Source organism: Bradyrhizobium sp. 521_C7_N1_3, from assembly GCF_052075975.1.
In the GTDB taxonomy this organism is placed as follows: domain Bacteria; phylum Pseudomonadota; class Alphaproteobacteria; order Rhizobiales; family Xanthobacteraceae; genus Bradyrhizobium; species Bradyrhizobium japonicum.
In genome coordinates, this window is the sequence record NZ_CP197232.1 from 329139 (window position 1) to 341780 (window position 12642).

Below are 12642 nucleotides of genomic sequence, written 5' to 3' on the forward strand. Positions count from 1 at the left end.
CGGATTGCGCTTCGCTCCATCCAGGCTACAGCACCTGCAACTAAACCCCGCCCATCTTGCAGACGAGCTTCCACTCTTCCGCCGTCACCGGCTGCACCGACAGACGCGAATATTTCACCAGCGCCATATCAGCGAGCTTCTTGTCCGCCTTGATCGCGGCCATCGTCACCGGCGTCTTCAGTGGCTTGTCGGCCTTGATGTCGACGCAGACGAATTTTTCGGTCTTGTCGGTCGGATCGGGATAGGCCTCCTTGATGACCTCCGCGATGCCGACGATCTCCTTGCCCTCGTTGGAATGATAGAAGAACGCCTTGTCGCCCTTCTTCATGTTCACGAGATTCTGGCGCGCGGTGTAATTGCGCACGCCGGTCCAGGCCTCGCCCTTGGCGCCCTTCGCCACCTGCTGGTCCCAGGACCACACCGACGGTTCGGATTTCACCAGCCAGTACGCCATGTTCATTCCTCTGCCTTGAAGGGGCGCGTCAGCAGCCCCGAGATCGCAGCGTCGATCGTGCTCCGGCCGCTCAGGATCGAAGCGACCGCTTCTGATACCGGCATCTCGATGTCGTGCGAAGCTGCGAGTTCGATCAACACTGGTGCGGTGAACTCGCCCTCGGCGAGCTTGCCCGCGGGCGGCTGCTCGCCGCGGCCCAGCGCCAGGCCGTGCGCGAGATTGCGCGATTGCGGGCTCGAGCAGGTCAGGATCAGATCGCCGAGGCCGGACAGGCCCGTGAGCGTCTCGCGGCGCGCGCCGAGGGCACGGCCGAGGCGCGTGAGCTCGGCAAAGCCGCGGGTCGTCAGCGCAGCCTGGGCGGAGGCGCCGAGCTTGCGCCCGACCGCGATGCCAACCGCGATCGCCAACACGTTCTTGGCCGCACCGCCGATCTCGACGCCGCGGACATCCGTCGTGTGATAGGGCCGGAAGGTCGCCGAGCCCAGTGCCTGCACCAGCGCGCTCGCCAGCGCCTCGTCCTTCGCCGCCAGCGTCACCGCGGTCGGCAGGCCGCGCGCGACGTCGTCGGCAAAGCTCGGGCCTGACAGGATCGCCGGCTGCGCGTGAGGTGCGGCTTCCGCGATGACGTCGGTCATGAATTTATGGGTGCCGTGCTCGATGCCTTTGGCGCAGGCGACGATCGGCGCCGGCTTTGTCAGATGCGAGGCCAGCATGTTGACCGCGCCGCGCAAATGCTGCGCGGGCGTCGCGATCAGCACCATGTCCGCGCGCGCGGCCTCCGCAAGCTCGTGCGTCACGACGATCTCCGGCGCCAGCCGCACGCCGGGCAGCCGCGGATTGTCGCGGGTCGAGGCGATTCGCGCGGCATGTTCGCTGTTGCGCGCCCAGAGCGTCACGTTCCGTCCGGCGCGCGCCGCGACCGTCGCCAATGCCGTGCCCCATGCGCCCGCACCAATCACTGCGACCGACCGGAACGCCGTCATGGCTAGAATCCCGCCCGCGTGTTGCCGTAACCGGCCGGCGCCTTGGCGTTGGCATCGAGCAGCCAGCGTGCGCGGGGTTGGGCTTCCATCGTGTCGATCATGCCGAGTGCCAGGCGCTCGGCGCCGGCCCAGGCGATCATCGCGCCGTTGTCGGTGCAGAGCGCGGGCGGCGGCATGATCAGTTGCGTCCCGGCCTGCCGCGCGACGTCATGCAGGGCGCCGCGGATCGCCTGATTGGCCGCGACGCCGCCGGCGGCGACGAGGGCATGCGGAGCACCGAACTGCTCGCGGAAAAGCCTCAGGCCGACGCTCAGCCGGTCGGCCGTCGAGTCGAGCACTGCGGCTTGAAAACTCGCGCAGAGATCGCTGATATCCTGCGGCGCGATCTCGGTGAGCAGGTTCGCCTCGTTGCGCACCGCCGTCTTCAATCCCGACAGCGAGAAATTGGCATCGGGCCGTCCCTGCATCGGGCGCGGGAAGGCGAAGCGCGTGGCATCGCCGCTTGCCGCGGCGCGTTCGACCTGCGGCCCGCCCGGATAGGGCAGGCCCAGCATCTTCGCGACCTTGTCGAAGGCTTCGCCCATCGCGTCGTCGACGGTGGTGCCGAGCCGCACATATTGGCCGACGCCGGTGACGGCGACGATCTGGGTATGCCCGCCCGAGGCGAGGAACAGGCAGTAGGGAAATTCAATTCCGTCGGTGAGGCGCGGCGTCAGTGCATGCGCCTCGAGATGGTTGACCGCGACGAGCGGCGTGTCGTGTACCATCGCGATCGCCTTCGCGGTGGTGAGGCCGACGATGACGCCGCCGATCAGCCCCGGCCCCGCCGCGGCGGCGACACCGTTGAGCTGCGCATAGTCGATGCCGGCCTCGTGCATGGCCCGGTCGATGATGCCGTCGAGGACGTCGACATGCGCGCGCGCGGCGATCTCCGGCACCACGCCGCCGAAGCGGGCATGCTCCTCGATCTGGGACCGCACGATGTTGGACAAGATCTTGCCGCTGCCGTCGGGCGCGCGCTCGATCACGGCCGCGGCGGTCTCGTCGCAGGTGGTTTCGATGCCCAGCACCAGCATTGCCGAATTGTTATCCAATTTGCGCTCTTGCGCTCATCCGTAAAGCAGAGTTCTGGTACGTCCGGTAGCATTCCGGGGTCCACTTGCGCAATCGTCACGCGCAGCCGCCTTCGTGAATGCGTCACCGCCACGCGGTTCGGGAACACAAGCGATGTCCATTCTTGTCACACGGCCGCATCCCGACAATGAGGCGACGGCGAAAAATTTGCGGGCGCGGGGTCATGCGGTGCTGCTCGCCCCGATGCTCAAGTTCGAGCCGGTCGCCTTCCATGACGAGAGTGAGGCCGACTACGGCGCCATCATCGTCACGTCGGCCAATGCGATCCGCGCCGTCGCGCCGCAATTGCAGGATCTTGGCTTAAAGAACCTTGGCCTTTTCGAGCTGCCGCTGTTTGCGGTCGGCGAGCACACGGCTGCCGCGGCGCGCGACGCCGGCTTCGCCGAGGTGATCGTCGCCGGCGGCGATGCCGCGGCCTTGCGCGACAAGGTGATGCAGAGCGCGCGCGACAAGGTGCTGAAGAAGAAAGGCACGCTGCTCTATCTCGCGGGCGCGGATCTGTCGCGCGATCTCGGTGGCGAGCTCGGCGCGGAGGGCTTCAGCGTGGTGACGCAGACCACCTATCGCATGACTCCGGTCAAGATCCTGCCGCGCGATGTCTGCGATGGCTTTGCCGCGCATGGGATCGAGGCGGTGCTGCACTACTCCCGTCGCAGCGCGCGGGCCTTTCTGGATGCGGCACGGGACGAAGGCGTCGAAATCTCGGCGCTGGCGATCCCGCAATGCTGCCTGTCCGAGACGGTCGCCAGCGTGCTGCGCGATGCCGGCGCGTCGCAGGTTCTGGGGGCCGCGACGCCGGACGAAAATGCCCTATTTGATACCTTGGAGCGTGCTTTGCGGACCCGTTTGGCGTAAGAGGTCGGGCCGAATCCGACGCGATCGGGTCCGTTTAGGGCATTTGAGTGTGAGGAACCGTCACGATGGCCGATGACAAGCCTGAAGACGCAGGACCGGCTCCCGAGTCAGGCCGTGCCAAGCGCACCCCGCCCACCATCGACCTTGAGGCAACCGAAATCTCGACCCAGCCGCAGCCAACGGCGGCCGCCGAACCGGAGGTTCAGCCGACGCCGGAGCAGGCCACGCCAGAGCAGGCCATGGTCGAAGAGTCCAAATCCGAAGAGGCCAGGCCCGACCCGGAGCCCGCGCACGCGGAGGCCGCGGTTGCTCCCGCTCCCGCGTCGGCGCCGGTGTCGCCCTGGGTCATTGCGCCGTTCTCCGGCGCGGTCGCAGCCGCGATCGTGATTGCCGTCGGCTGGATGCTGGGCTGGCCCGCCGTGCAGGCGCCGCCGGCCGCGCCGCAGGTCACGAGCGCAACGGTCGACGCGCTCAGCGGACGTGTCGCCGCGGTCGAAGCCAAGGCGGGCAAGCCCGCCGCCGATCCGGCCACGGTGGCGCGGATCGATGCACTGGAGAAATCCGCAAGTGCCTTGCGCAGTGACATCGCCAATCTGCGCGCACAATCAGACAAGACCGCCAACGACGTGAAATCGGCACCGCGCGCCGCCGCGCCCGATCTTGCCGCTCTCAGCGACCGCATTGCGCAGCTGGAGCGTGCCAGCAAGACGGAGCGCGCCGAGCTCGCACAGCAGGGCGAGAAGATTGCCGACAACAAGGCGACGAATGACAAGCCCCTGCGCCATGTCGTGGCGGCAGCTCTGCTCGACGTCGCGGTTCGGCATGGCGATCCCTACGAATCGCAATTGGCCGCGGCGCGGTCGCTCGCGGCCAAGCCCGATATGCTGAAGCCGCTCGACACCTTTGCATCGTCAGGCATTCCGACGCCGGTTGCGCTGAGCCGTGAGCTGCTCAACATCGTGCCCAAGCTCTCGCCGCCGGCGGAAACCCCGGCCGCCGGTGCCGGCATCGTCGAGCGTCTCCAGGCGGGGGCCTCGAAACTCGTTCGTATCGAGCGCACCGACGGCGTCGGCAATGATCGCGGTGCCATCGTCGCACGGGTGACGGCAGCAGCGCTCCGCAACGATTTCGCGGAAGCAAGGCGCGAGCTGAAGACGCTGTCCGAGGCCGATCGTGCGCCGGCACAGGCCTGGCTCGACAAGGCCGATGCGCGCGACGCCGCGCTCGGTGCCTCCCGCAAATTCGCCGACGATGCCATGGCGGATCTCGCCAAGCCCGATCTGGTCAAGCCTGCTCAGTAAAGGTTCGCGCAACAATCAGCGCGTAATAGGGATCGCCATGCTTCGCATCGTCCTCTTCCTCGTCCTGATCGCGCTGGCCGCGGCCGGCGCGGCCTGGGTTGCCGATCAACCCGGCGATCTCGTCCTGACCGCGGGCGGCTTCCGCGCGTCAACGACGCTTCCGCGGTTCGTGTTTCTGCTCGGCGTCTTTGCAGCGGCGGTCGTGCTGGTCTGGAGCATCGTGACGATGATCTGGCGCGCGCCGGGACGCCTGCGCCGCCGCCGTCATGAGAAACGCCATGCGCGCGGCCGCCATGCCATCACCCACGGCCTGCTCGCGATCGGTCATGGCGATACCGCCCTCGCCCGCCGTCACGCCGATACCGCGCGGCGGCTGGCCGCGAACGATCCGCTCGCACTGCTGCTGCACGCGCAGTCGGCCCAGCTCGAAGGCAATCGCGACGAGGCCCAGCGCGTCTTTCGCGTCATGGCCGAGCGCGAGGATACCCGGCTGCTCGGCCTGCGCGGCCTGTTCATCGAGGCGCAGCGTGCCGACGATGCGGTCGGCGCCGTGATGATCGCGGAGGAAGCGATCAAGCTGTCGCCGTCCTCGACCTGGGCCTCGCACGCGGTGCTCGGCTTCCGCTGCGCGCGCGGCGACTGGAGCGGCGCGCTCGCGATCCTGGATTCGAATCTGTCCGCGGGCCTGATCGACAAGGCGGCCTATCGCCGCCAGCGCGGTGTGCTGCTCACGGCCCGCGCGCTGGAATTGGAAACCATGGACCGCGACGTCGCGCGCGAGAGCGTGATGGAGGCCATCAAGCTCGCGCCGACGCTGGTGCCGGCCGCGGTGCTCGCGGCCAAGTTCGAGAGCGAAGCGCATCAGGTGCGCCGCTCCATGAAGCTGGTCGAGGCCGCGTGGCTCGCCAATCCGCATCCGGATCTTGCCGACGCCTATGCGCATGTGAAGCTCGGCGATTCCGCGCGGCAGCGCCTGCAGCGGGTCGAGACGCTGGCGGCCAAGACGCCGGCCGACAAGGCCGGCCATGTCGAGGGCCAGCTCGCGATCGCGCGCGCCGCGATCGACGCCTCCGAGTTTGCGCGCGCGCGCGCGGTGCTGGCGCCTTACATCAATGATCCGACCCAGCGCGTCGCGCTGCTGATGGCCGAGCTCGAGCGCACCGAGCATGGCGACGGCGGCCGTGCCCGCGCCTGGACCTTGCGCGCGGTGCGCGCCCGCCACGATCCGGCCTGGACCGCTGACGGCTACGTCAGCGACCGCTGGCGTCCGGTCTCGCCGGTCACCGGCCGTCTCGATGCCTTCCAGTGGCAAACGCCGGTCGCGAGCCTGCCCTCCGACAAGGGCGCCACGATCGAATCCTCGGCCTTCGAGGAAGCCATGCTGGCCGCGCCGCCGCCGAAGCGGGTGACGGCAGCCCCGAGCGAAGCCCCGGTGGAACCGCCCGTGGCCGCGCCGGATCCCGTCCCCGCCGCACAGGACAATTCGCCCCCTGAGGCCAAGGAGACGACCGCGGAGGCCGCCAAGGAAGAGCCTGCGGTCACGCCCGCCGCTGAGCCGGTCAATCCCGCCCCTGAGACGGCCGAATCATCGCCCGAGGCGGCAACGCCGGTGTTCCGGACCCGCGCCGACCTCGCCAAGCCCGCGCCGGCCCCGGTCCAGGCCGTCATCCCGATCGTCCGCGCCCCCGACGATCCCGGGATCGACGACGAGGGTCCGAGCGATGAATTTGCGGAACAAATCGGCACGCCCAGAGCCCATGCAAAGGCCCAGGCCGGCGGCTGGCGCGGATTCTGGTCCCGCTGGGGCGCGTGAGGCACATTTCGAAGCCCGCTCCACCTTGCCAATTCGGGCCATGCCCGATATCAGGAGCGCGCGTATCGGGACCGGCATTGCGCGGGTCCCGGCAGGGTTCGCCGCAATAGCTCAGTCGGTAGAGCACGTCATTCGTAATGACGGGGTCGGGGGTTCGAATCCCTCTTGCGGCACCAGCGCTCCCAATTCATCCGATCGTCATAAGTCGGCGTTTTGACCGAGCCATCCGGCCGGCATGAGCGAGCGCCGGTTCGAGATCGCGCGGCAACCTGAGTGACCCCGGTCACATCATCTCCAACGTGAACTCCCCTAGTCTCCCGGTCACGGAAAACACGGGGAGATTTCACATGCGCAAGATCATTCTGGTGGCCGCCATGGCCCTGGCTTCTGCATCTGCCCATGCCGGCGACCGCAGCCTGTCGCTGGCCACGGCAACGGCCGCTCCGCAAGCCACCACGACCACCGCTCCGGCGATGCAAATCAGCGAAGTCGCGCCAGCCACGGAAGCCCCGAAATACGTCGATCGTCCGCTGGCAGTGTCGGCCCCTGCTCCCGCCGTGGCGACGGCTCCTGCCGTGACCGCGACGACGACGACCTCAGCGCCGGCGGCGACAAGCAAGCCCGTCACGAAGACCGCAAAGGCGGGCAAGCCGAAGCACAAGCGCGGCTGGACCGAAGGCCGCATCATCAGCGAGCTGCATCGCCACGGCATCTACTGGTAAGCCGCTGCTCGCTATGAAAGCAAATGGCCGGGCAAGAGCCCGGCCATGCGCGTATTGAGGAAGCGTTCCGGGCTTACTGCGAAACCGTCTGCACGACGCTCGAGATCGGACGCGTGTTCGTGCCCGCGGTCGGCACTTTCATATCTTTCATCAGTGCCTCGTCATATTCCGGCAGCGTCTGAAGCGTCGTCTTCGCTTTCATCTGCACGACCTTGTATCCGCCGGCCTTCAGCCGCGCGAGCAGCGCCGGCATCGCTTCGCCGGTGTGCTTCTGGAAGTCGTGCATCAGGATGATGCCCTTGCCGAGCTTGTCGAGCCGCGTCATCACCGTCTCGATGATCTTCTCCGGCGTCGCGCCCTTCCGGAAGTCGAAGGAGTCGATGTCGGTCGAGAACATCGCGACGTTGCGGGTGCCGAAATAGCTCACGATCGCCGGATTGTGCTGAAGCTGCGGGAAGCGGAAGAACGGCGCGGGGTTGGCACCGAGCGCGAATTTCACCGCACTGATACCCTTTTCGACCTCGTCCTTGGCCTGCTGCTCCGTCATCTTCTTGCCGTTCAGGTTGACATGCGACCAGGTGTGCGTGCCGACCGTGTGGCCCTGGGCCAGCACCTGGCGCAGGATTTCCGGATGATAGGTCGCATGCTTGCCGACCGAGAAGAACAGACCCTTGGTGCATTCATCCGCGAGCGCCTTCAGCACCGCGGGCGTGTTCACCGGCCACGGACCGTCGTCGAAGGTCAGCACGACCTCCTTGTCGGTGAGGAAGTCGAACTGCTTGAAATGGTCGAAGCCGAAGCCGGGTCCGCCGGTGGTGTCGATCTCGACCACGCGGGCAACGCCCAGCGCGTTCGGATTGGCACAGGCCTGCTTCGGCTGCACCGGCATGGCCGGAGCGGGCGCAGGCGCCGCTGCCTGGGCAAGTGCCGTCGGCCTGGTCGCGATCGCCGCGGTGGTCTCGACGTCATCCTTGGCGGCGAGCTTCGCCTGTGCCGGCAATTGATCGGCGGCACGAGCGGCCGTTGTTTTGGGAGCGCCCTGATCGGCGCGCGCGGAATAATAAAACCAACCGCCGGCGGCGATCACGACCGCCGCAACTACACTGGCCAGCATCAGGCCCAACGCATTACGCATCGCTATTCTTTCCAATTACGCAACCAACCCGGCGGAATCTCCCGCGCGACGAGCCATTAATGCGAAGGAACAGTTAACGTGACACCAACACGACGGCGTTTGCGCCGGATTTTCAGCGAGGTGTGCCATGTGACGGAGGTCACAGAGGGCGGGCCACCCGTGACCGTCATCACGGTGGAAACTGTTTTGCCGGAGCATCGTAGTTCCCACCAGCAACGGGCCCCGCTTCCAGCGGCGCCCATGGGAGCTTCAAATGACCAAATCTTTCTCTGCCAAATCGCTGACGAGCAGGATCCGCGACACCAGCCTGGCTCTGGGCTTTGCCGCCATCGTCTCGATCGTCGCGACGACGTCGAGCTTCGCCTTCTCGGCCGAGGCGCAGCAGCAGTGCACCGGCGATGCCTTCCGCCTGTGCTCCTCGGAAATCCCCAACATTCCGAAGATCACGGCGTGCATGATGAAGCATCGTTCCGACCTGAGCGCCGGCTGCCGCGCGGTGATGGACAAGGACCTCGCAAAGGGCGCCTCACGCAAGGTCGCTGACGCCCAGGACAAGCAGTAGCGCAACGGCGATCGTTGTTGGCTCCCCTCGCGATGTGCTCCCGGCGTCAAGCCGGGGCCACGCGCGCCAGTCCCGCCCGGCAATAAAGCCGTTGCGGCCCCGGGATCGTCGCACTAGCTTCGCCCGCACATCTTTGGGGCAAGAGGCATTACGCGATGACCAGATTTCTTTTCATTGTTTCTTTGATTCTGTGCGCATCGAGCGCCTCAGCGCAACAGCAGCCCGGCCACGATGCCTGCGCGCGCGATGTGACGCGCTTCTGCCGTGCCGTGATGAACAATGGCGATGGCGTCGTGCTCGCTTGTCTCAAGCAGAACCGCACCCGCCTCAGCAAAGCCTGCGACAAGGTGCTGACGGATCACGGGCAGTAGGGATTTTCGTAGCCCGGATGTCGCGGAGCGAAATCCGGGATTCTCTCCCTGCCGCGAGACTGCCCCGGCTTGCGCTGCGCTCCATCCGGGCTACGAGCTCACGATACCTACGTGCTGCTTCCCGCCGCGCTCGCGACCACCGGCAGCACCTCGGCGCCGGCGCGATCCGGCGTCTCTTCCTTCCACCGCACCGAGCCGAACGGACGCTCCAGCATGCGGCGGATCCGCACCGGATCGGGGCCGATGTGGAAATCGATCGCCTGCTGATGCAACGCGCGTTCGGACTGTGTCGAGCGGTTGCGCTGGCGCAGATAATCGAGCCAGGTCGGACAGTGGTAGCGCTCGGTCCACAATTCGGGGTCGGCGATGTCGCGCGCGATCGACCAGCCATAGGCGCCGTTGCGCTGCCGGGAGAGCTGCACGTCCTGCATCACATTGTGGAAGGCGCGCGCGTTCTCCTGGCTCACCCTGTATTCGATCTCGACCACCAGCGGCCCGCTGCGCGCCGTGAGCGACAGTTTGACTTCGGGATCGGCGAGCACGTCCGCGTCCTCGTTGCGGGCGCCGACGCGTGGCATCGCCAGCCAGATGCCCAGCACCGGCGAGATCAGCATCAGGCCGGCGGCCGTCAGCAGCGCGACCTCGACGCCGGCATAATCGGTGAGGTGGCCCCAGCCCCAGGCGCCGATCGCGATGCCGCCGGAAATCGAGGCTTGGAACGCCGCGAGCGAACGGCCCGCGACCCAGCGCGGCGCCGAGAGCTGCACGCCGATGTTGAACAGCGCGACGGCGGCCATCCAGACCGCGCCGGCGAGCACCAGCGCCGCCGCCGTCAGCACCGGCTCCGTGCTCACGGCAAGCGCGGCCATCGCGAACGCCATCGAGATGGTGCAGGCGCGGATCGCGGCCTCGCCGCTCATGCGCTTGCGCAATTCATGGATGTTGAGCGCACCGACGACGGCGCCCATGCCGAAGGCACCCAGCATGATGCCGTAGGTCTGCGCGCCGCCATGCAGCAGGTCGCGCGCGATCAGCGGCATCAGGGCCATGATGGCACCGCCGATCAGGCCCATCACCAGCGTGCGCAACAGCACGATCTTGATCGGCGGCGAATTGGTGATGTAGCGGAAGCCCGAGACCATCGCGCGGTTGAGCTTCTCCCGCGGCAGGCGCGAGGGCTCGGTGCTGCGCCGCCAGAGCAGCAGCACCACCAGCAGCGGCAGATAGAGGATCGCGTTGCAGGCAAAGGCGGCCACCGCGCCGAGCGAGGCGACGATGACACCGCCGACCGCGGGACCGAAGCTGCGTGCAATATTGTAGCTGATGCCGTTCAGCGCGACGGCTGACGGCAATGCTTCGGGCGGCACCTGCTCGCTGACCGAGGATTGCCACGCCGGCCCAAACAGCGCATTGCCGCTGCCCACCACAAAGCAGAAGACGAGCAGCGTTTCCGGGGTGATCAGCTTGAGCCAGGCCAGCACCGTCAGCGCAGTCGCGCCCATCAGCGCGATCGCGAGCGAAATCAAGGTCACGATGCGGCGGTCATACATGTCCGCAATGGCGCCGGCCGGCATCGAGATCAGCATGATCGGCAGCATCAGCGCGGTCTGCACCAGCGCCACCTTGTCGGCCGAGGCCGCCATCTGCGTCATCGCCCAGGCCGCGCCCACGCCCTGGATCAAGAGGCCAAGATTGGAGAGCAGGCTGGCGAGCCAGATGCGCCGGAACACGGTGTACCGCAGCGGTGCGGCGATGCCGTCGCCGGCGAATTTCTGACGGTTCGGCTGCTCGGTCATATCCCCTTCCATATGGGCTGGCAGAAGTGGTCTCGGGTGATTCCGGCAGGTTCAGTGATGCCTGCGAAAGTCCTTCGCTGTCCAGTGGTTAGGCCGCTATAAGCGGTACAAAGAGATGGTTTTGCCGGAGAAACATATGAAGCTGTCGCGACGGTCGATCCTGCTGGGGGCAGGCAGCTTGCCTTTCGCGGTTCCGAGCTTCCGGACAGGCGCGCTGGCCCAGACCGCGCCCGCGGCGCAGAATGCCGAGGTGCCTCCGATCCTGTTCGTCCACGGCAATGGCGACTACGACGCGCTCTGGATGACGACGCTTTGGCGGATGGAATCCAACGGCATCGCGCGGGATCGCATGGCGGCGATCAATTTCACCGATCCCAATGCGCGCAGCGACGACAAGGTCGAGCAGGCGAACCGCTCCTCGACCGAGGACCAGCGCCGCGAGCTCGCTGCCGCCATCGCCGACTTGAAACGCCGCACCGGTGCGCCGCGCGTGGCGCTGGTCGGCAGCTCGCGCGGTGGCTACGCCATTCGCAACGTCATCAGGAACGGCGGCACCGGCGACGTCAGCCATGCCGTGCTGTGCGGCACGCCCAATCACGGCGTGTTCGCGACCGATGACCAGCCGAACAACGAATTCAACGGCCGTGGCACATTTCTGCGCGGCCTGAATGAGGGCGAGAGCGAGGTGACGCCGGGCACGGCCTTCCTCACCCTGCGCAGCGATGGCATGGACAAGTACGCGCAAGCGGACGGCCGCTTCATCGGCAAGCCGGGCACGCCGACCGGTGTCACCGTTGAAGGGCCGGAGTTGAAGGGCGCCACCAATCTCGTGCTCGGCGCGCTCGACCATCGCGAAGTGGCGTTTCACCCGCGCGCCTTCCGCGAGATCTACAAATTCATTGCCGGCCGCGAGCCCGCGCGCATCGCGATTGTGCCGGAGCAGAGCGTCAGGTTGAGCGGCCTCGTGACCGGTACGCCAGGCGGCGTGTCGACCAATCGCCCGGTGGCAGGTGCAACCGTCGATGTCTTCCGCGTCGACCCCGATACCGGGGAGCGCAGAGGCGGCGCGGTGCACAGCGCGAGGACCGGCGCCGACGGCCGCTGGGGTCCGGCGCAGGTCGAGCCTTCCTGGTTCCTTGAATTCGTCCTGACATCGCCGGACGCGCCGACGACGCATATCTACCGCTCGCCCTTCCCGCGCTGGTCCGATGTTGTGCATCTGCGTGCCGCGCGCCCGCTCGGGCCGGCGGACAAGGATGCCGGCGCCGTCGTGATCATGTCGCGACCGCGCGGCTATTTCGGCCTGCCGCGGGACGTGGTGCTGCTCGACGGCAAGGAGCCGGCCGACGTCAAGCCGGGTGTGCCCACGGATTCGGCAGCAACCTTGCGGCTCCCGGCCGCGGAGGCCGGGCGTAACATCGTGGCCCAGTTCGGCGAAGAACGAATTGTGGCGCGCGCCTGGCCCGCCTCCGAGAACAGGATTGCGATTGCCGAGCTGACTTACTAGCTATTGGCC

The 12642-nt window shown here is 67.2% G+C and carries 12 protein-coding genes and 1 tRNA gene; 8 read left to right on the forward strand and 5 right to left on the reverse strand.

What is annotated here, in order from left to right; genetic code table 11:
* Positions 1–40 precede the first annotated feature (40 nt).
* Genes AB7008_RS01490 through tsaD form a run of 3 tightly spaced genes read right to left on the reverse strand, consistent with a single transcriptional unit; the run spans position 41 to position 2507 of the window.
* On the reverse strand, positions 41–454 hold the full coding sequence (locus tag AB7008_RS01490; RefSeq protein WP_028158648.1) for an EVE domain-containing protein: 414 nt from the start codon (positions 452–454) through the stop codon (positions 41–43).
* Positions 455–456: 2 nt separating this feature from the next.
* Entirely contained in the window at positions 457–1437 is a 981-nt protein-coding gene (locus AB7008_RS01495) for an NAD(P)H-dependent glycerol-3-phosphate dehydrogenase (protein WP_441258315.1), read from the reverse strand.
* A 2-nt stretch (positions 1438–1439) separates the two neighbouring features.
* Positions 1440–2507: a tRNA (adenosine(37)-N6)-threonylcarbamoyltransferase complex transferase subunit TsaD gene (gene tsaD / locus AB7008_RS01500; RefSeq protein ID WP_441261173.1), complete on the reverse strand. Its 1068-nt coding sequence runs from the start codon at positions 2505–2507 to the stop codon at positions 1440–1442.
* A gap of 157 nt (positions 2508–2664) precedes the next feature.
* Between tsaD and AB7008_RS01505 the strand changes: the two genes are divergently transcribed.
* From AB7008_RS01505 to AB7008_RS01525, 5 genes are all read left to right on the forward strand, one after another.
* Positions 2665–3426: a uroporphyrinogen-III synthase gene (locus tag AB7008_RS01505; RefSeq protein ID WP_304492282.1), complete on the forward strand. Its 762-nt coding sequence runs from the start codon at positions 2665–2667 to the stop codon at positions 3424–3426.
* 65 nt (positions 3427–3491) lie between these two features.
* Entirely contained in the window at positions 3492–4727 is a 1236-nt protein-coding gene (locus AB7008_RS01510; protein WP_441258316.1) for a COG4223 family protein, read from the forward strand.
* Positions 4728–4764: 37 nt separating this feature from the next.
* On the forward strand, positions 4765–6540 hold the full coding sequence (locus AB7008_RS01515; RefSeq protein WP_304492284.1) for a heme biosynthesis protein HemY: 1776 nt from the start codon (positions 4765–4767) through the stop codon (positions 6538–6540).
* A gap of 100 nt (positions 6541–6640) precedes the next feature.
* Positions 6641–6716: transfer RNA gene (locus tag AB7008_RS01520), tRNA-Thr, on the forward strand.
* Positions 6717–6887: 171 nt separating this feature from the next.
* A complete protein-coding gene (locus AB7008_RS01525) occupies positions 6888–7262 on the forward strand; it encodes a hypothetical protein (RefSeq protein WP_441258317.1) in 375 nt (124 codons plus the stop codon).
* A 73-nt stretch (positions 7263–7335) separates the two neighbouring features.
* On the opposite strand, the gene AB7008_RS01530 is transcribed toward AB7008_RS01525, so the two are convergent.
* On the reverse strand, positions 7336–8397 hold the full coding sequence (locus AB7008_RS01530; protein ID WP_028158641.1) for a polysaccharide deacetylase family protein: 1062 nt from the start codon (positions 8395–8397) through the stop codon (positions 7336–7338).
* 253 nt (positions 8398–8650) lie between these two features.
* On the opposite strand from AB7008_RS01530, the gene AB7008_RS01535 reads away from it, so the two are divergent.
* Entirely contained in the window at positions 8651–8959 is a 309-nt protein-coding gene (locus AB7008_RS01535; protein WP_441258318.1) for a hypothetical protein, read from the forward strand.
* 155 nt (positions 8960–9114) lie between these two features.
* Positions 9115–9330 carry a hypothetical protein gene (locus tag AB7008_RS01540; protein WP_014490726.1) on the forward strand — a complete coding sequence of 72 codons (216 nt, stop codon included), beginning with the start codon at positions 9115–9117 and terminating at the stop codon, positions 9328–9330.
* A 107-nt stretch (positions 9331–9437) separates the two neighbouring features.
* Here the strand turns inward: AB7008_RS01540 and AB7008_RS01545 are convergent, their stop codons facing one another.
* Positions 9438–11126 (reverse strand): MFS transporter, encoded by a 1689-nt coding sequence (locus AB7008_RS01545; protein ID WP_028158639.1) that lies wholly within the window; start codon positions 11124–11126, stop codon positions 9438–9440.
* A gap of 136 nt (positions 11127–11262) precedes the next feature.
* Here AB7008_RS01545 and AB7008_RS01550 point away from each other — a divergent pair, with 136 nt between their 5' ends.
* The gene (locus tag AB7008_RS01550; protein ID WP_441258319.1) at positions 11263–12633 is read left to right on the forward strand and encodes a hydrolase; all 1371 of its coding nucleotides are present in this window, start codon (positions 11263–11265) and stop codon (positions 12631–12633) included.
* Positions 12634–12642 lie beyond the last annotated feature (9 nt).

Coding starts and splice junctions, on each gene's coding strand:
- AB7008_RS01490 (WP_028158648.1), bottom strand. CDS start 454: ATGGCGTACTGGCTGGTGAAATCCGAACCGTCGGTGTGGTCCTGGGAC.
- AB7008_RS01495 (WP_441258315.1), bottom strand. CDS start 1,437: ATGACGGCGTTCCGGTCGGTCGCAGTGATTGGTGCGGGCGCATGGGGC.
- AB7008_RS01505 (WP_304492282.1), top strand. CDS start 2,665: ATGTCCATTCTTGTCACACGGCCGCATCCCGACAATGAGGCGACGGCG.
- AB7008_RS01510 (WP_441258316.1), top strand. CDS start 3,492: ATGGCCGATGACAAGCCTGAAGACGCAGGACCGGCTCCCGAGTCAGGC.
- AB7008_RS01515 (WP_304492284.1), top strand. CDS start 4,765: ATGCTTCGCATCGTCCTCTTCCTCGTCCTGATCGCGCTGGCCGCGGCC.
- AB7008_RS01525 (WP_441258317.1), top strand. CDS start 6,888: ATGCGCAAGATCATTCTGGTGGCCGCCATGGCCCTGGCTTCTGCATCT.
- AB7008_RS01530 (WP_028158641.1), bottom strand. CDS start 8,397: ATGCGTAATGCGTTGGGCCTGATGCTGGCCAGTGTAGTTGCGGCGGTC.
- AB7008_RS01535 (WP_441258318.1), top strand. CDS start 8,651: ATGACCAAATCTTTCTCTGCCAAATCGCTGACGAGCAGGATCCGCGAC.
- AB7008_RS01540 (WP_014490726.1), top strand. CDS start 9,115: ATGACCAGATTTCTTTTCATTGTTTCTTTGATTCTGTGCGCATCGAGC.
- AB7008_RS01545 (WP_028158639.1), bottom strand. CDS start 11,126: ATGACCGAGCAGCCGAACCGTCAGAAATTCGCCGGCGACGGCATCGCC.
- AB7008_RS01550 (WP_441258319.1), top strand. CDS start 11,263: ATGAAGCTGTCGCGACGGTCGATCCTGCTGGGGGCAGGCAGCTTGCCT.